This window comes from archaeon (assembly GCA_016432545.1).
Lineage (GTDB): Archaea > Thermoproteota > Nitrososphaeria > Nitrososphaerales > Gagatemarchaeaceae > UBA183.
This window is the reverse complement of record CP066694.1, coordinates 1-16,745: the sequence shown is the minus strand read 5'-3', so window position 1 is coordinate 16,745 and position 16,745 is coordinate 1. Positions and strand designations below refer to the sequence as shown.

Sequence of the window (16,745 nt, the reverse complement as noted above, 5' to 3'; positions counted from 1 at the left end):
TGTCCATATTGTGGACGACAGGAAGTATAGAGACGAAGTGGATTTCGGACACACATATATACATCCTTGCCTGCTCCGGACCGTGGACTTTCGCAAGGTTCAGGTCACGGGAGGTAACAGCTTCGTCGTCTCACTGCCCAAGAGTTGGGTCAAGGAAGTCGGGCTCAGACCGAAGGATGCGGTGGCGGTGATAACGCAGCCGGACGATTCTCTCCTAATAGTCCCCAGGCGGGACCTTAGGCAGGTCTCCAAGCCGGAGGCCGCGATTGACGTCGTCTCGGGTATGGACAGGGACGGTGTGCTGCGACACTATATCTCGCACTATCTGACCGGGTACGACGTCGTCCGGGTCAACCTGGGCAAGGCAGACGCCGCATTCAGGGGAGCGATAAGGGACGGGATACGAAGAAAGCTGGTGGGAGTGGAGATAATCGAGGAGTCCCCGACGGCCCTGCTCACGCAATGCCTCTCAGGGTACGCCGACCTGCCGCTGAAGAAGGCAGTGGAGAGGATGGGGATCATCGCTTCCGGAATGGTCAGCGACTCCGTCGCCGCACTGCGCTCAGACGAGTCTGGCTTCGCCAAGGAGGTGATAGACAGGGACGACGAGGTGGACAGGTTCTATCACTTCATCCTGAGACAGCTCAATATCGCCATCAGGGACCGATCAGTCATTCAGGAGATGGGATTGGGCTCTGCAAGGGACTGTCTGGGCTACAGGCTAGTCGCGAAGAGCGTCGAGAGGGTCGGGGACCACGCGGTCCAGATTGCATCGCAGGCCGAGGCTTTGAACTCCCTCCCGGAGAGCTCACTAAAGCGGATCAAAGACCTGGCAGAACTCTCGAGGAAGGTTTTCGAGGGGTCTGTCACCGCGCTACTACGCCTTGACCCGAAGTTCGCGGAAGAGGCGATAGGGAAGGCTGGCGAAGTGTCCAGGATCGAGGAGAAGCTGAGCGGAGAGATGCTCGCTGCGAGGATGAACGGGGCCCAGGTGGGCTCAGTCCGGCTCGTCCTTGAGAGCATCCGCAGAATCGCCGAGTACGGAGCTGACATTTCGGAGACTGCCCTAGACCTGATGGTCAGGGAACCGTAGCTGAGGCTTCCGGAATCTCGCACGTCTGTTCGAGAATCCTCAGGAGGACTGCGCCTCCTCTGTCCGTCAGGCAGAACCTCTGCGCCTCTCTTGAAGTCAGTGGCCCCGGCACGATGTCCAGTAGCGCGGCCGACAGGAGCTCCGAGACGAGGGATTCGCAGTCGGGCTGGCTCATGGGCAATGAATCCCTGAGCTCTGCAGCTGAAGTCGACCTTTTGGCCAGGGCGAAGAGGATGTCAAAGGTCTCCCTCGTGAAGGCACTTCGCGTAGGCTCCGTTCTTTCCGTCAGTTCTATTTCTTGTCTCATGCATTTCTAAGACCGAGGATGGGATAAGGGGCTTGCCGAATGGGATTATTGTGGGCAGTGAAACTATTGGAGCTGGATAGTCTGATAAGGGCGCGGCCCCATGGCTGGGCGCATGCCTCCATCTTGGAAGACGAAGCCGGCGTCCACTGACGACGAGTACCTTGCCCGCATGTCTCGCGCGATGTTCGCTGCGGGGTTGAACTGGAGGATGATAGAGAACAAGTGGCCCAACTTCATGGAGGCCTTCGAGGGCTTCTCCCCTGCCGCGGTTTCGAAGATGACCGAGAAGGATGTGAGCAGGCTGATGAAGGATACCGGGATCGTGAGGAACGAGAAGAAAGTCAGGGCTACGATTCATAACGCCGGGGAGGTCGTGAAGCTCAAGAAAGAGTTCGGGTCGTTCAAGAAGTACCTAGACTCTTTCGGTAAGGAGGAGGACAGGCTGCAGGAGGACCTGCAGGAGAGGTTCCACCACATCGGGCCTTCGTCTGCGAGGATGTTCCTGTGGCTGGCAGGCTATCCACTGGCTCCAAACAGAGAAGAGAAGTCCTGGATTGCGTCGCACGAGCACCAGTAGGCCATGCCAGACATCAGGATAGGGTCCGTCGTCTTCGACTGCAACGACTTTGACCGGATGCACTCGTTCTGGCAGGAGGCGCTCCACTACGACCCGAAGAGGCCCCCAGCTTACGGATGGGTCATCCTTAGGGACCCCGAGGGGAAGAGCCCGAACGTCTCATTCAACCTTCTGGACAAGCCGGTCTCTGGGAGGATCAGGGTGCACCTTGATCTCTACGCTGACGACCAGAAGGCAGAAGTGGAGAGGCTCCTGAAGTTGGGAGCGACCCTGGTCAAAGACCCCGGGGAGGGCCACGACTACGTGATCCTTTCAGACCCGGAAGGAAATCACTTCTGCATAGTCCAGAAGTAAGCGCCTGCGAGCTTACTAGTTTCGAAAAAGGAGAGAGGCCTGCGGCCCTATGGAAAGATCGTGGGCATGCCCGCGGATGCTTTCAGGAGGTCGGCGATGGGAGTCACAAAATAGAACTCGCTGTCCAGGAGGTGGAAGAACCCGCCCTGGATGAGGAAGTCGCGCACGGTCTCTCCGCTCGGACCTTCAAGGAGCAGGAGTCCCTTGTGGGCAGGGTCGAGGTGCATGTATGGGACAACCATCCGAATTCCCATCTTCTTGGCAAGCTCTTCGCTCTTTGGGAGCGTTTCGTTTGCCCAGTCTCTTGCGCCCTTGCCGGAGATAGGGCAGTTGCCCGGTGGGTGGCTCTGGATTATCGCGTACTGTGGCATCGTGGGCGACCCGCTAGGACGCGTAGAAGAGGCTTCCCGGTTTTTGGTGTTGGTCGAGGGAGACAGGCAATAAGAGGTCAAGTCACCGTTTGATTCCGGCGCTTCCTGGCTGGCGCGCGGGCGAACAGGTATGAGATCGTTACTAGTGCGGCAATGAGAAGTGGCAGGTAAGACCCTGGCGAGAATTCTGGGACCCCGCCCTTGGATGAAGAGGTACCGGTCGAAGTGGTCGAACTCGATCCGTAACTCGTGGTGACAGAGTGGATTGATGAAGTTGTCGAGGTAGTTGAACTTCCTTGGTCAGGTAAAGTGAACTTGGCGAGGAATGCGTCCTGTGAGCCCGCACCAAAGCTGGTCGTCTGCCCGGAGACAAACGCTAGCCCCCCAGCGATTGCCAGACCCTGAGGCTGGTCGTTCCCGATTCCTCCCCAGGTCCTTGACCATCTCAGGTTCCCGCCAAGATCGTAGCCGAGCAGGAGAGCGTCGGTAGCCCCGTTCCCGAAGCTTGATGTCTGTCCAGCTACCACAAGGCCTGTGCCGTTGGCGGTCAACCTCACCATTCTCGACGACTCCGACTTCGAGCCCTCCCAGTACGAACTCCATGCCAATTTCAGGTCGTGGTCGTACTTCTGAAGCACTATCCTGTCGCCCGTGGTCGCGGAGATCCCCACGGGATAAAGGGAGGTCGAGTCGCCCGTCATCCCTAGGAAGTCCGCCTCTCCGGAGCCCTCCCACCACGTGGCGTTCTTCACGTAAGCCCCGTCAGACTTGTTGAACGAAGCAATCAAGGCCCGGCCCCCGTAGAGGAGGTTCGGGGAATTGTACCGGCCCGCGACGTACACGTGCGCGGAGTCAAAAACGATGTCGCCATTAGCTTCGTCCCACCCGCTCGTGCCCCAGGTCGAATTCCAGACGACATGGCCCGTGGGCGCGTCGAGTTTGAGCAGGCCGAGGTCCTCGGAGTGCCCGGGCACGGCTGCCCATCCGGCGGCATAGAGGTCGTCTCCCTCAAGGACGATGCCATCGACTTCGTTGTATCCGGCACCCGGAGAGACCTCCCACGTAGTCGACCAGGCGAGCTCTCCGGTGGAGGCGTTGTAGGCCTGCACCAGCATGTTCAGCTCGTGGTCGGTCGATACGAAGGACCTTCCTCCTACATAGAGCATCCCGGCCCGCCAGACTACCTGATACGCAGCGTCGTCGCCACCGCCGTCAAAGGAAGCATTCCAGATGGAGGCCCCGTTCGGTCCGACCTTGCTGACAAAAATGTCAGCCAACGGGCCCGGAACCGTCGTGCTGCCGACGAAGTATGAGGAGCCTGAATCGTCCGTCGCGACTCCCCAACCCACGTCCGAGTGTGGCCCTCCCTTGAAGACCGTCCACACCGGAGCGATCGACGTCGGCGCGGTAGTAGCATATGCAAGGGGGGAGGACAGCATGACAGCGAACAGCGCCGTGAGGGCGAGGCGAAGGGAAGAGCTGCGACCAATCCTCGGGGTTAGAATCTCCAAAACACTTTGATGGGCTCGTCGGGAAGACGGTATTTGGGACTGTCGCCGAATCCCCACAATGACTTGCGGGAAAGATCCCCTAGACTGTCGTTGCTCATCAAGATAGTTGAAGAGAACTTGTGGTGGGGTTCGCGCGCTATCTCTGTTCATGGCAAACCCATTTTAGTTCAAGCGGTTCGGGGACGAGGGGATGTCAAGCCGGGGATTGGTAGAGACATTCTCTGGCCTGTCGTCGGCGCTCGTAGCCGATGCTTGTCTCCGGTTGAAGCGGCCCTATCGGGCTGCTCCCGATACGATCAGGCCGCTGATCCCTGGGAGCCGCGTCTCAGGGAGCGTGGTCCCGGCTAAACACTATGGGAGCGTCGACGTGTTCCTCGAGGCGATGGCCTCGTCCGGGCGAGGGGGAGTCCTGGTGATAGACAACGGCGGTAGGACAGACGAGGCATGCATCGGAGACCTGACTGCCCTGGAGGCGAAGGCCGGCGGACTCGCTGGGATTGTCGTATGGGGGCTCCACAGAGATACGGAAGAGCTCCGAAGGATTGGACTGCCGATTTTCAGCCAAGGCGCCTGCCCTTCGGGACCTCGGAGGCTTGATTCTAGAGAGTCAGACGCCCTCGAATCCGCCAGGGTGGGAAGCTTCACTGTGGCCAAGGCAGACGTCGTCTTCGGGGATGACGACGGCCTGGTCTTCGCCTCCGGCGACGACATCGAGGAGGTGCTCTCGGTCGCGCAAGCAATCTCCAAGACCGAAAGGAAGCAGGCCGACGAGATCAGAGGCGGGAGAAAGCTACAGGACCAGCTGCAGGTCGCGGGTTATCTGAAAGAGCGCGCACTTGACCCCAGCTACACCTTCAGGAAGCACCTCCAGAGGATCGGGGGTGCGATCGAAGAGTGAACTTCCTTCAACAGTTGTAGGGAGGCCATGCCTGATTGAGGTAAATCTTGATTTATCTCGACAAGCGTCTTAAGTAAAGAAATATATATCCCAATAGGGGAGGGAGTATAGGCGAGTTTACTTGGAAGACAAGAAGGAATTGAGCCAAGACCTGAGGAACGAGATCAAGCACCTGCGGGAGGAGATCAGGAACGAGTTCAGGGAAGCACTTCGCGAGGCGCGGGAGTCATCCGGGGACGCCGCGAGTTCAATCAGGGTCGATATCGGAAGCGGGGATCTTCGGGATGCGGAGCCGTCCTCAGTGGTGGCCAAAGACCTGGTGAAGCTGATCCGCGACAACGTGAGGTCCAGCCTGGTGGAGAAGGGGGAACGTGCCGTCGATGACCTAGTGTCGGGGATGCCCGAAGGGACGGCCGCAGACGTTCTGAAGTCTTTGGCGAACATCGAGAGGATAAGGATAGTCAAGATGCTCTACTCTTCTGACAGGACGTTCTCGGAGATGAAGGCCTCAACGAACCTTGAGGCTGCCTCTGTGTCTCATCACCTGAAGAGCCTCCTCAGGATGGGGCTCGTCGCCCACGCGGACGAGGGAGGGTACCAGCTGACCAAGCGGGGCAGGCTTCTGGTCAGGACGCTTGCGCTGATGAACGAGGCCCTTGGAGGGGAGAGCGTTGATTGAGATAGGAAAGGAGCGGACCCTAGCCCACGGCGCCCGAAGGACAGCAAATGCGTTCTATGCCATCGGGGCGGTCCTAGTCCTCGTTTGGCTCCTAAGAGGGTACCTCGCCGTTTCTCAGTATTCGGAGACGCTCCTGGCCGCGTCTTTCGGCGCTGGCTTCTTCGCGAGTGCATTCCGGACGAACACGAGCAGGGGGGCCGCGCGGGCTGTGTCGACCCTACTTGGGAACATGGGGTTTCAATGCATCCTCATCATTATCCTGATCTGGTTCTTTGGCTGGATTGCCATTCTACAAGGCGACAACGCCTACCCGGCGGTCTTCGGGATGGAGATTCCCAACCTGGCCATCGCCGCGATCTTCCTATGGCTGGTATCGATCATCGTCGGCCAAGGCTCCTCTAGGACCAGAGAGCTCCAGGCCACCGGACCTGCGTTGCTTCTCAAGTCGACTTCCTCCACTACCATGGGCGAGATCAAGCTCACGGTCAAGGCCGATTCGATAGGCCTGCCGGTGAGGAAGTCAAAGAGGACGGTCGGATGCGTAGTTTCCGGTGACCTGAATGCGGTCTTCGAAACTCCGATGGGCAGCGTGACCGCGACTATCGCAGGACCTGTAACGAGCTTCGGAGTTCCGTTCAGGGGCATGAAAGCGACCGGGGAACAGGTGGAGAAGCTCACGGGCAAGAAGCTGCGCGACCTGATCAAGGAGACTGAGGTTGAGAATTCGATAGTCGGGGAGACAGAGTTCGAGGTGGACCTTCCCCCCTTCGTCCATGTCAAGATGGACCCGTACCAGGATTCTGTGGACATAGGCCCCCTGAGCGTGAGGAGCGGGCCCAACGGTGAGACGGTCAAGATAGGCCCAATCCTGATCAACGCGGACGAGGCCTCGGAGAAGTGGTTCGGTCGCCGCCAGTGGGGGAAGCACGGAAGGTTCTCGTCCTGGTGGTCTGTCAAGGGAATCCGGGACTCGAGCTACATCAGCTCATCGGGCGGGGGGATCAAGGCGAAGTGGAATGGGAGCTCGCTGGACCTCAAGCAGGACACCATGAAATTGAAGGTAGGGTCGGATGGCTTCTCCTACTCGCCTCAAGAGCTCGAGACTAACACCCCCCTTCACACGCTGAGGGTAACCCAGAGCAAGGTGACGCTCAACACCAAGAGGTTCACGCTGGACGTCGTCGGGACGCGCGTAGTCCTGAGGACAGAGGACGGGTCGAAGAGCACAGACTCGGCAGAGCTGGCGAGGGACCTCAGGACGCTGCTCGCGGAAATGGCGAAGAAGCAGGTCAGCGACGTGCTCGAAGGGCTGCCGATCGAGCTTGACGAGATGATGAGCGGGACCGAGGAGTTGTTGAAGAAATATGCCTGAGGCTCTCGCGCGCGTGGAGGGAAGGGTAGGGGCAGCATGAAGGCGATAATCCATCGAAAGTACGGGTCGCCCGAGCTCCTCGAGCTCAGAGAGGTCGAGAAGCCGGCGCCCACCGAAGAGCGCGTCCTGGTGAAAGTCAAGGCTGCGTCGATCAATCCGGTCGAGAGGTACACGGTGAGGGGCCCCTTGATGGTCCGAATGTTCGGCAACGGTCTGCTCCGACCCAAGCGCGGACCGCTGGGGTCCGACCTCTCCGGGGTCGTAGAGGTTGTGGGCGCCAAGGTGACCCAGTTCCATCCGGGCGACGAGGTCTTCGGGACAGGTCTCGGGGCCCTGGCCGAGTACTCAAGCGCCCGGGAGGACAGGCTGGTGCCGAAGCCAGCACGGGTGTCGTTCGAACAGGCTGCGGCCGTCCCCATCGCAGGCATAACTGCGCTCCAAGCCCTCCGCGACTGGGGTGGCATGCGTGCGGGGCAGAAGGTCCTGATCAACGGCGCGTCAGGAGGAGTGGGCTCCTTCGCAGTGCAGATTGCGAAGTCGCTCGGGGCCAACGTGACCGGCGTGTGCAGCACCGGGAATGTCGAGATTGTAAAGAAACTCGGTGCAGACCTCGTCCTAGACTACACCAAAGTGGACTTTGTCAAGGACGGGAGGTTCTACGACCTCGTCATCGACAACGCGGGGAATCGCTCGCTGTCAGACCTGAGGCGGGTGCTGACCCCCAACGGGACACTGGTCATGAACGCCGGGCCCAGGCGGGGGTTCATAGGATTCGTGTTTCGCCTGCTAAGGGCGATTTTGGTCTCGCGGGTGTCAAGCAAGAAGGTTGTTTTCCACATCGCAAAGATCAACAAGAAGGACCTGCAAATCCTGCAGGGGATGATGGAGTCCGGAGAGATGACCCCGCAGATAGACCGGACCTATCCCCTCAGTGAGACCCCAGACGCCCTCCTATATCTGGAGGGAAGGCACACTCGGGGCAAGGTCGTCTTAACTATCTGAGTTCTAACCAGCGCGAGAGGGAGGTTCACTGATTCCTCGGAGATGATGGTTCGATACCTTTGAATCTGCTGTCACCCGGATGAAAGCCTCGTGCCGAACCAACCCATCTCGAGGTCCGCGATAGTGCAGGCACTAGTCAGGTCTCTGCGTCCCAAGCGACACGTCCTTGCCCTTTGGGAGGGAGGGTCTGCGTCCTTCGACAGGGTGGACAGGTGGTCAGACCTTGACCTCTACGTCCTTGTTGAGGGAGCAAAGGTCCTCCAGACCTTTCAAGAGATCGAGCGCGCTCTCAGGGCTATCTCGCCCATCTCCGAGACCTACGTGGTCCAACTGGGGTTCGAGGGAGTTTCGCAGAAATTCTACAAACTTCGAGACGCGGGGGAATTCGCAATCGTGGACCTTGCGGTCTTGACTCCCGAGAGTCGAGAGATGTTCCTCGCCCCGGAAGTACACGGGAAGAACGTCTTCCACTTCAACAAGTCAGGCGCCGCGAAGGTCAGGCACCTCGATCGTTCTGCGCAGGCCAAGAAGAGGAGGGATAGGGCGCTGAGGCTGAAGACAAGGTTCGCCATCTTCAACAACTATGTCACGAAAGAGATTGGGCGAGGTCATCAACTGGAGGCTCTAGAGGACTACAGAGCCATAACACTGTCCACACTCATCGAGGCACTTCGCATCAGATACACCCCGGTGCACTTCGACTTTAGGGCGCACTACGTTGACTCAGAGCTGCCCCCCGGCGTTGTGAAGCGGCTGAGGAGGCTATCCTATGTCACGGACGTCTCTGAACTTAGAGAGAAATACGCAGAAGCGACCGACTGGTGCCGAGAGGTTCTGAATGCCGTTGCGAGATGACTCCAGGTTTACTGCCCTCCGGAACACTTCCTGCCTTGTCTGAAGGGCCTTATCCGCTATTCGTCCTTCCAGTCCTTGACCATTTCGGGGTCGAACTTCACTATCTTTGTCGCTTTCGCGTTTGTTCGCAGGATAGGAGGGACAACCCACAGGGCCTGTTTCTCGTCTTCCGCCTCAATCATGACCCATGCCTTGTGCACTCCGCCCTTGCATCCCCAGTCACAGTTGTACAGGTAGCCTTGCGCATAGATGTTCTTCACTACCTTCCTGCAGTCCCCTGGGTCGTGAGGAGACTCCACGAGAAACCTGTCCATTGGTCAAAGGGGAATCTGGGTTCATATTAACATTCAAGAACGGAATCGAACGAAGAGAGGTTCGGATCCGCGGGTGCGGCAGCCCGGTGAGACAGAATGGGCGAGAGCTGGGCAGGGTTCCCTTCGCCCTGCTATCTGAGACGTCACACGTGCAAGAAAATTGCCAAGACGCGAGAGAGTAGAATAGCCACGACCGACAGCACAATTGCGGAGAGTCTAACAATTATTCCCGTATCGAAGGGCCAAGAGTGTATCTGACCCGCTTCCTGGAGGAGCTGGCGCGTGGCAGTGAGTTGGTCGGTGAGTTTCCCGTCCGCCCCGGCCATCCCGTTCACTTCCAGAGACTGAACCAACTGCCTGTAAGGTGGCGCGAAACGGCCGACAATTAGGCGCTTCTCGGATACAAGTCTTCGGTGAAGACTGAAAAGAGGCAGGAGGAAAAGCGGGACGGCCAACAGGAAGAGCCCGATGTACAAGAGAAGGAAGCCAAGACTCACGAATCCGTTGAACGTATTCGGCACCGAAAAGAGGGCGACAAAGACGACATAAAGGCCCGCGAATCTCAGCGAGACAGACCCGAAGTCCTTCAGGCCGAGCGTCCGATCTTCAGTGAAGTGCCTCAGCTCTAGAGGAAGGTTGCCCATCTTGTTGATGGTGTACGCGGAGTACCCCAGCACCCAGAAGAAGGTCCCGAAGAAGTATGCGTAGTAGAGCCAGGGGAGTATCGTGGCCAGTACGATTTGGACCGGGGTGAACACGACCGCGTTGTTCGAGATGAAGAGCGGGAACATCACGGCGTAGACCACCAGTGAGGCGACAGTCGGCCCTTTCAGGCCAAAAAGAGGTTCCAGGGCGATGGAGTGTTTCTCGACGAGGCCCCACTCCTTCGCAAGCCCTTCGATGCGTGCTACAGCGAACCTTGACGCGTACTGGATGTACAGGTTGACTACGAGATAGAACGGGAGAGGGGCCAGCACAATCGAATAGAAGTCTTGAGAGAGGCCTGCCAGGTAGATTGCGACGGTGTAGATGAGCACGAAAGGGAGAAAGGCCACGACGGCCCAGACGATCTTGGGAATCCCGTTGCCAAGATAGAATTTTTCAAACCAGAGCCGAGGTTGCTCATCCATGGAATTTGCCCTCCGAAGTGCTGGATATCAAGCCTTGCAGGGACTCCGTTTAGGCCGTCGTTCTTGTCGCATGGGACTCCGCCCAAACTGTCGACCCCTACACTCTTTGTGGAGGATTCTTGCTTCGAAGTAGGGACATCGGACATCCACATTTACTATCCAGAAGGAGTTGCACTCGACCCTCCTTGGACTGCCTGCCCTCCAGACATGGCTCGCGGCCCTGGAAATCCTTCCTAAGGTGGGGCGTTAGACCTCCCCTATGCGAGCTTAAATTCTTCTTGACCTGAAGTATTGATGAACATGAAGATCGTGCTCGACGACCAACTTACGGAACGGTCGGTCCGCGCAGATCTTGCGTGGGAACTGTTCTTCAAGTCGAAGACCGAGATGCCGAAGGGACATGGTGAGCCTCTGCTCCCCTTCACCAACTGGTTTTGGGACGAGATGGGCCAGAGGGCAGGGCGGTTGATGAAGTACTCGAAGGGGGAGGCGACGGTCACGATCCCTCCTCTGGCCCCTGAGGCCTTGGATTTCGTGCTGCGACTGGCGTCGTTCTGGGCCGACGAGGTCCATGTGAGAAAGGGAGGGACTCTGTCGGAGAACATGTGGAGGAGGCCGGTGGTCAACGTCCTCGACGATGACTCTCTCGAGGGAGCGGAGCGCCTGCTGACTTCGAAGAAAGAAACGGGCTCGACCGACAGATTCCTGATGCCGCTACTCGGGTCCGGGCGCGCCTTCTTCAGGGTCAGAGTGGTCGAGAAGGACGAGAGCGCCGCTCGATACCACAGTCACTCACACGTGGACGAGTATTACTTGATCCTAAGCGGGAAGGGGACGCTGAGATACAACGGCTCGGAGACTGAGGTGAAGACAGGAGACCTCGTCGGCAAACCGGCCGGGCCTGAGATTGCTACGCAGCTCATTGCCGACCGAGGGGAGCGGCTCCGGATACTCGACATGGAGGTCTGGCACGAGCGGGCTCAAGTCTCAAAAGACATCATAGTCAACCCAGACTTCAAGGAGCTCCTCTTGAGTGGTTCTGGGTGGGGCGCCATCGTTCCAGAAGAGGCCTTGATTACGCCCGAGGACTTCTTTCGCCACTACAACCAGGGATACAAGAGGACGAGCGATGGAGGGTGGGTCCCGTCGAAGAATCGAGGCCACAAGCGGACCCGCGAGAAGTGAGTAGTCCTGGCTCCCGCGGAATTAGGTGAGGGCTGAAGAAGAGAGTCGAGTTCAGATGGGGTTGAAGGCGGGCCCGACAGACTAGCTGTGTTCTCGACTCCTACAGGGGAGACCTTAGGAGTGACAGTAGTTCTTAGTGGGCTGCACACGTTCGGCGCCGTTCAGGGACCAGGGCCTAGAATCGGGCCGCATGGAGTCGAAAATATTGACTCGGGCCATGCTCGGCAAGATATCTTTTATTCGCCCTGGAGGGCGCCGTTGGGGAGGCATCAATTGGGCTATTCAGTACCGGAGCTCTGGTTCGAGAAGCTTAGCGATTGGGTCGGGCTTCCCAACTGGGCAGGCGCGATCTGTTTTGGATGGGCACCTTTCCTTTTGCTTTCGTTGCTTCCAGCTTTGGCTTCAGCGTTTCCTCCGCCGACTGTGATCTTCCTCAACGCCTTTGATTTGGTCTTCGCGGTCTTCGCCTTCCAAACAGCCAGCTATCTTCGCCGGGAGTTGACACGCCTGTTGAAATTCGTTGATGAAATACACGGTGGGCTCACGGGGGCTTCAACTCAGCTCGACCTGTCCCACTTCTCGTCGGCCCGTCGCGTGATATTGGTTTACCTGGTCACACTCGCCTTCGTAGTTCCGTTGTTTACCCTCGGCCAGACTGGCATTTCTCTTCCTGTTGCTCTGGAAGGGGAGGTTCCCTTTTTCTGGTTCAACTTCGTCTTCGCCACATTCCTTTGGACGTTTGGCTACTCGATGTATTCAATCTACAAGATGGGCAAGCTCCCTTTGAAGCTTCGACCATACACAGAGGACAGGACACTTGGCCTGAGGCCGTTTGGCAAAGCGTCATTGAACTCCACGCTAATTTACGTCGGAGTTGTTAGTACTGTCGTGATTCCTGTCATCTTTCAAGGATTCCTTCCACTTGAACTATCTCTAGCATTCCTGATACTATATCCTGTCGGGTTTCTTCTCTTCCTATTCCCGCTCTTGAGCATGCACTCCAGGCTAGTCGACGCTAAGAAGCAAGAGTTGGCGTGGATAGGGCCTCGGGCGACCGTTCTCCTCCAAAGAGTAAAGGCCAGTGGCAACGATCAGATCGACGATCGAACCGCGAACGAGATAAGCGTACTTGACATGTTGAAGCGAGAGGCCCAGCAAATCCACACTTGGCCCTTCGACACGGGCATACTGGCCAGGCTCTTGGCGGTCCTTCTCACAGTCGTAGGCATCCTAATTAGTGGTATCATCAGGAACTTGCTTCACTTCTGAACTCGCAGAATACATCTTCGTTGATTGTCACTGTAGGTCCTTTTGATCGAATTTAGCGCAGCGCCCGAACTTCCGCCAGTAGTCCTGAATCAGCGCCTAGCTTGATTCTGGTTCTCTCAGGCAAAACAGAGTTCATTTCGAGCTTCGCGGGCCCGACGGGAGTCGCAGCGTTTTTGGTGCTAGATTTGGTTACGTAATCGGGTTTGAAACCATTTGGAATCGAACACGGGGCCGATGGGGGAGCCCCCCAAACTGTTTCTACGAAAGGATTTCGACCCACCTGCTTCTCCTTTTGTCTCGGGGTCTGGACCGAAGCCAGTTCGAAAGAATAATAAGTTCTCGAACCAAAAGACGCGAATCACCAGAAACTTGACTGGCACCCAATGGTCCGAGCGTTCGACTCTCTGGGAACGGTGTGTCGGGGTGTTCCATCTGCCCTACTTGGCGGGGTGCGTAATCATGACGGTGGCGCAAGCTGTCACCTCACCTGCCGCCTATGCGGCTCAAGGCACATTTGACATCACGAATTTGCCGAGTGCTCTCTTAAGAGGTTCAATGACCTTGCCATTCTATGTAGCTGGGCTCTCCGTCATGTTTGCCTTCTACTTGCCCAAGTACATGCGAAAACGGATAAGCGGGGCTGAAGAGTCGTTCTCACCGCTCCTAGAGGATGGGATGGATGCCTACCGTCGTGCCTTCTCAGATACCGGGGCTGTGAGGCCTCAGCTCGCAATCACCCTATTTCTCTTCCTCTTCTTCTTCTCAGGTCAAGTGTCAGCTTACAGCCTAGACTTGACACGACTTGAAGGTCCAACCCTCCTCCTGCTCACAATCGGGTTCCTCCTTCCCGCAATCGCTGTATCGTCGATAATCTGGGCTATGTTCGTTGCTCTTCGAGGGCTGTACCGGGTGGGGGGTCTGCGACTTCGGCTGTCGCCCTTCTACACAGACAGGCTGCTGGGCCTCAGGCCAGTGGGAGCCCTCGCACTTCAGTCGGTCGCTCCTTTCTTTGGTCTGTTGGTGGCCTTCACGATAGCGGGCCTTTCCACCGCAGGTACAGTGACGATAATAACTGCAATGTTCCCCATCGGGATGACGGCCGTAGGTTTGCTGATGTTCTTTTTGCCACTTACGCGAAGTCACCGGCTGATGCTGGAACGGAAAAGGAGTGAAAGACAGGCGCTTGCCACGAAGCTGCGAGGCATCTTTGATAGGACGGCTGACCAGGGACTGGCCCCACAGTCCGACATCATGAAAGCCGAACTCCTAGACCGCAAAGTCGCCGCTATGGGGACTTGGCCTTTCGACACCAGCATCATTGGCAGGCTAATCGCGATCTTGCTCTCTGTCACGGCAATACTCCTTTCCAGTTACCTCAAGAGCATCATTCCTGGGCTCCGTTAGTTTGTCAGCATTTTCTGCTCCATTTGGAGTGTGACCAAAACGGCCCCGGTGGGACTCGAACTCTTCCTCTAATATCGGAACACCTGGTCACGGGCTCATTCGGTCAAAAAACGCCCAAATCAAGCTTTGCGGGCCCGATGGGACCCAAATGGAGCCCGTGCCAGAACTGGACCCGAATCCCCTAGGTGCTCAGGCATAGGCCTTACTCCTGTGCCTGATTCTGAGCACTAACACATCCTGTCCAACCAATGCATACATGATCCGATAGTCTCCCACTCTGAGCTTGAAGAGTCCCTCGAAATCGCCATGCAGTTGGTCCCCACGCCTCGGGTTTCTTGCCAAGGTCGCTTCTATCTGACGAAGGATCCTCTCCTGGTCTCCTCGCGCAATCTTCTTGAGGTCGTGACGGACGGAAGATTTGTAGAGGATTCTACTGGTCAAGCTTGGCTAGTTCTTTCGCGGAAACAATCCTATCATCTTTGTCACGCAACCGATGCAGCGCGATGAGGTAATCCTCGTACTCCTCTAGGTACTCCTTCAGGGCTCTGGTTACGATGTATGTCTTGGGCCGGTCGAGCGACCTAGCCAATTCGTCCAAGCGCTTCGCTATGTCCTCAGGGAGCCGAACCGATACTGCTTCGCTCAACACTTGTCATACAGTGCAGACTTGTATTTAAGGACACACCTGTGCGGTAACCAGGACTTCCGACCCGTTCCGAGGGTGCTCAGATAGTTTTTCTCAGGCTAATGAGGCTTAACGTAGTTCATTTTGAGCTTTGCGGGCCCGACGGTACACGGACCCGAACGGGTTCAAGCCCGCCCCCGTTATTAGCCAAAAAGCCCACGAAAGGCGTGGCAGAAGAAGAGAAGCCAGTCCTGTTCCCCAGGAGCGTGTACCGGGACCTCCTCGAGGACGAGGGGTTCGCGGTCTGGATCGAGAACGTCTCCCGGGGCTCCAGGGTGGGGGCCGAGGTCGCCCTGCGGAGGATGGGGCGCATCTGCGGGCTGTTCCAGACGACGCAGCGGGACCTAGCCAAGATGTCCAGGGGCGAGGCCGGGGACTTCCTCTTCAGGCTGGTATCGCGGCTCGAGAAGGAGGGGAACAGGAGCTCCAGCATCGCGGGGTACATGAAGACCCTGAGGGGGTGGTGGCTCTTCAACGACCTGGAGGTGACCAGGAGGGTCAGGCTCTCGAGGTACGTGGGGCTCTACGACAACGAGCGGGTCCCCACCAGGCAGGAGCTACACTCGATCTTCGGGCACGCCGATCCCCAGAAAAGGGTCTGCTGCGCCCTGATGGCATTCTCGGGGGTGAGGCCCGGGGTGATAGGGAACATGTACGGGGACGACGGGCTGAGGGTCTCGGACCTTCCTGAGCTGACCGTGGGGGAGGACGGGTCCGTCTCCTTCGCGAGGACCCCGGCCATGGTCATGGTGAGGAGGACCCTGTCGAAGTCCGGCAGGCAGTACCTGACCTTCCTGCCGGAGCAGGGTTGCGGCTACGTCAGGGAGTACATCGGTTGGAGGGTGAGGATAACCGGCGAGAGGGTGGGACCCTCCTCCCCCCTGGTGACCGCGAACCAGATGAACCCCTGGCACAGGGGGAAGTTCGTCAGGACCACCAACATAGGGGACGATGTCAGGCACACGATAAGGGCGGCGGGGTTCAGGTGGAGGCCCTATGTCCTCAGGAGGTATTTCGACACCAGGATGATGGGGGCGGAGCAGGAGGGGCATGTGATCAGGGACTACCGGACCTTCTGGATGGGACACGTCGGGGACATAGAGCACGTCTACACCCTCAACAAAGGGCAACTCCCCCAGGACCTCCTCGACGGGATGAGGCAGGCCTACGCGCGGGCTGCGGAGAGGCACCTGGAGACGATTGTGCAGCCCACCATCGACAAAGGGGAGGTCGTGAGCACGGCCAGGGTCGAGGCGCTGAAGATGTTCGGGTATTCGGACGAGGAGCTCGCAGAACTGGGAGACGTAGCCAAGTTCGACATGGACAGGCTGCAGGAGCTGATCAACGAGAGGACGAAGAAGATGCTCGGGCTGAACGGAGGGACGCAGAAGGTGGTCCCGGCGGAGGAGCTTGAGGGATGGATAGAGCAGGGGTGGGACTACAAGAGGGATCTGCCGAACGGGAAGGTCGTGATAGGGCTAAGGACGGGCTAGGACTGCAGGGCCGGAGACCTGGTAACTTTCCAACTCCCGCTCGAGCCTGCGGAGGTAGTGTGGGATGAGGACTGCGGCCCTGTCGGCGGGCATGGCGTCGGGCTCTTGAAGGAGGTCGGAGACGACGGGGCTGTCGGCAGGAAGCTTGGCACGGACCTTCTCCTTGAAGGAACGCAAATCGACAGTTCCCTGGCCAAGCAGCTTCATGGGAACTCAAGCCATGGCCAGATTTAACGGCGGCCGACT

Annotated in this window: 20 protein-coding genes; 12 read left to right on the top strand and 8 right to left on the bottom strand. The window is 58.0% G+C overall.

Translation table 11 applies throughout. The features are described 5' to 3' along the window. The first annotated feature begins 82 nt into the window (after positions 1-82). Positions 83-1,093, top strand: a complete 1,011-nt coding sequence (locus HY247_00100; GenBank protein QQG48765.1) for an AbrB/MazE/SpoVT family DNA-binding domain-containing protein — start codon at positions 83-85, stop codon at positions 1,091-1,093. Here the strand turns inward: HY247_00100 and HY247_00095 are convergent. Continuing rightward, the gene (locus HY247_00095) at positions 1,080-1,274 is read right to left on the bottom strand and encodes a hypothetical protein (protein ID QQG48764.1); all 195 of its coding nucleotides are present in this window, start codon (positions 1,272-1,274) and stop codon (positions 1,080-1,082) included. The genes HY247_00100 and HY247_00095 overlap by 14 nt on opposite strands. Before the next feature lie 238 nt (positions 1,275-1,512). Here HY247_00095 and HY247_00090 point away from each other — a divergent pair, with 238 nt between their 5' ends. Next, the gene (locus HY247_00090; protein QQG48763.1) at positions 1,513-1,977 is read left to right on the top strand and encodes a DNA-3-methyladenine glycosylase I; all 465 of its coding nucleotides are present in this window, start codon (positions 1,513-1,515) and stop codon (positions 1,975-1,977) included. Between the two features lie 3 nt (positions 1,978-1,980). Further along, complete coding sequence (locus HY247_00085; protein ID QQG48762.1) at positions 1,981-2,331, top strand: VOC family protein; 351 nt, start codon at positions 1,981-1,983, stop codon at positions 2,329-2,331. Positions 2,332-2,378: 47 nt separating this feature from the next. Here HY247_00085 and HY247_00080 read toward each other — a convergent pair whose 3' ends face one another. Together HY247_00080 and HY247_00075 are read right to left on the bottom strand one after the other, a co-directional pair. Beyond that, positions 2,379-2,702 carry a hypothetical protein gene (locus HY247_00080; GenBank protein ID QQG48761.1) on the bottom strand — a complete coding sequence of 108 codons (324 nt, stop codon included), beginning with the start codon at positions 2,700-2,702 and terminating at the stop codon, positions 2,379-2,381. Positions 2,703-2,779: 77 nt separating this feature from the next. Continuing rightward, positions 2,780-4,213: a PQQ-like beta-propeller repeat protein gene (locus HY247_00075; GenBank protein ID QQG48760.1), complete on the bottom strand. Its 1,434-nt coding sequence runs from the start codon at positions 4,211-4,213 to the stop codon at positions 2,780-2,782. Positions 4,214-4,418: 205 nt separating this feature from the next. Here HY247_00075 and HY247_00070 point away from each other — a divergent pair, with 205 nt between their 5' ends. The 5 genes from HY247_00070 (at position 4,419) to HY247_00050 (ending at position 9,019) form a co-directional block, all read left to right on the top strand. Continuing rightward, positions 4,419-5,111 carry an RraA family protein gene (locus HY247_00070; GenBank protein QQG48759.1) on the top strand — a complete coding sequence of 231 codons (693 nt, stop codon included), beginning with the start codon at positions 4,419-4,421 and terminating at the stop codon, positions 5,109-5,111. Positions 5,112-5,232: 121 nt separating this feature from the next. Further along, the gene (locus HY247_00065; GenBank protein QQG48758.1) at positions 5,233-5,790 is read left to right on the top strand and encodes a winged helix-turn-helix transcriptional regulator; all 558 of its coding nucleotides are present in this window, start codon (positions 5,233-5,235) and stop codon (positions 5,788-5,790) included. Then, positions 5,783-7,162 (top strand): hypothetical protein, encoded by a 1,380-nt coding sequence (locus HY247_00060; GenBank protein QQG48757.1) that lies wholly within the window; start codon positions 5,783-5,785, stop codon positions 7,160-7,162. Before HY247_00065 ends, HY247_00060 begins: the two co-directional genes overlap by 8 nt. A gap of 36 nt (positions 7,163-7,198) precedes the next feature. Next, complete coding sequence (locus HY247_00055; protein QQG48756.1) at positions 7,199-8,164, top strand: NAD(P)-dependent alcohol dehydrogenase; 966 nt, start codon at positions 7,199-7,201, stop codon at positions 8,162-8,164. A 90-nt stretch (positions 8,165-8,254) separates the two neighbouring features. Then, positions 8,255-9,019: a nucleotidyltransferase domain-containing protein gene (locus HY247_00050; GenBank protein ID QQG48755.1), complete on the top strand. Its 765-nt coding sequence runs from the start codon at positions 8,255-8,257 to the stop codon at positions 9,017-9,019. Positions 9,020-9,075: 56 nt separating this feature from the next. Here HY247_00050 and HY247_00045 read toward each other — a convergent pair whose 3' ends face one another. Together HY247_00045 and HY247_00040 are read right to left on the bottom strand one after the other, a co-directional pair. Next, complete coding sequence (locus tag HY247_00045; protein ID QQG48754.1) at positions 9,076-9,333, bottom strand: hypothetical protein; 258 nt, start codon at positions 9,331-9,333, stop codon at positions 9,076-9,078. A gap of 143 nt (positions 9,334-9,476) precedes the next feature. Next, a complete protein-coding gene (locus HY247_00040; GenBank protein QQG48753.1) occupies positions 9,477-10,463 on the bottom strand; it encodes a hypothetical protein in 987 nt (328 codons plus the stop codon). 294 nt (positions 10,464-10,757) lie between these two features. Between HY247_00040 and HY247_00035 the strand changes: the two genes are divergently transcribed. The 3 genes from HY247_00035 (at position 10,758) to HY247_00025 (ending at position 14,321) form a co-directional block, all read left to right on the top strand. Beyond that, the gene (locus HY247_00035; protein ID QQG48752.1) at positions 10,758-11,648 is read left to right on the top strand and encodes a cupin domain-containing protein; all 891 of its coding nucleotides are present in this window, start codon (positions 10,758-10,760) and stop codon (positions 11,646-11,648) included. A 273-nt stretch (positions 11,649-11,921) separates the two neighbouring features. Next, positions 11,922-12,917 carry a hypothetical protein gene (locus HY247_00030; GenBank protein QQG48751.1) on the top strand — a complete coding sequence of 332 codons (996 nt, stop codon included), beginning with the start codon at positions 11,922-11,924 and terminating at the stop codon, positions 12,915-12,917. 606 nt (positions 12,918-13,523) lie between these two features. Further along, positions 13,524-14,321 (top strand): hypothetical protein, encoded by a 798-nt coding sequence (locus HY247_00025; protein QQG48750.1) that lies wholly within the window; start codon positions 13,524-13,526, stop codon positions 14,319-14,321. A gap of 189 nt (positions 14,322-14,510) precedes the next feature. Here the strand turns inward: HY247_00025 and HY247_00020 are convergent, their stop codons facing one another. Next, positions 14,511-14,762, bottom strand: coding sequence for a type II toxin-antitoxin system RelE/ParE family toxin (locus tag HY247_00020; GenBank protein ID QQG48749.1), 252 nt, complete (start codon positions 14,760-14,762; stop codon positions 14,511-14,513). Next, positions 14,752-14,970: a ribbon-helix-helix protein, CopG family gene (locus HY247_00015; GenBank protein ID QQG48748.1), complete on the bottom strand. Its 219-nt coding sequence runs from the start codon at positions 14,968-14,970 to the stop codon at positions 14,752-14,754. The genes HY247_00020 and HY247_00015 overlap by 11 nt, the downstream gene beginning before the upstream one ends. Before the next feature lie 203 nt (positions 14,971-15,173). On the opposite strand from HY247_00015, the gene HY247_00010 reads away from it, so the two are divergent. Then, a complete protein-coding gene (locus tag HY247_00010) occupies positions 15,174-16,499 on the top strand; it encodes a site-specific integrase (protein QQG48747.1) in 1,326 nt (441 codons plus the stop codon). On the opposite strand, the gene HY247_00005 is transcribed toward HY247_00010, so the two are convergent. Then, positions 16,485-16,706, bottom strand: a complete 222-nt coding sequence (locus tag HY247_00005) for a hypothetical protein (protein ID QQG48746.1) — start codon at positions 16,704-16,706, stop codon at positions 16,485-16,487. The two genes, HY247_00010 and HY247_00005, sit on opposite strands and share 15 nt — an antisense overlap. Positions 16,707-16,745 lie beyond the last annotated feature (39 nt).

Excerpts from the sequence above, each read along its gene's own strand:
- HY247_00090 (QQG48763.1), top strand. The coding sequence starts at position 1,513 with ATGCCTCCATCTTGGAAGACGAAGCCGGCGTCCACTGACGACGAGTAC.
- HY247_00085 (QQG48762.1), top strand. The coding sequence starts at position 1,981 with ATGCCAGACATCAGGATAGGGTCCGTCGTCTTCGACTGCAACGACTTT.
- HY247_00080 (QQG48761.1), bottom strand. The coding sequence starts at position 2,702 with ATGCCACAGTACGCGATAATCCAGAGCCACCCACCGGGCAACTGCCCT.
- HY247_00055 (QQG48756.1), top strand. The coding sequence starts at position 7,199 with ATGAAGGCGATAATCCATCGAAAGTACGGGTCGCCCGAGCTCCTCGAG.
- HY247_00045 (QQG48754.1), bottom strand. The coding sequence starts at position 9,333 with ATGGACAGGTTTCTCGTGGAGTCTCCTCACGACCCAGGGGACTGCAGG.
- HY247_00040 (QQG48753.1), bottom strand. The coding sequence starts at position 10,463 with ATGGATGAGCAACCTCGGCTCTGGTTTGAAAAATTCTATCTTGGCAAC.
- HY247_00035 (QQG48752.1), top strand. The coding sequence starts at position 10,758 with ATGAACATGAAGATCGTGCTCGACGACCAACTTACGGAACGGTCGGTC.
- HY247_00005 (QQG48746.1), bottom strand. The coding sequence starts at position 16,706 with ATGAAGCTGCTTGGCCAGGGAACTGTCGATTTGCGTTCCTTCAAGGAG.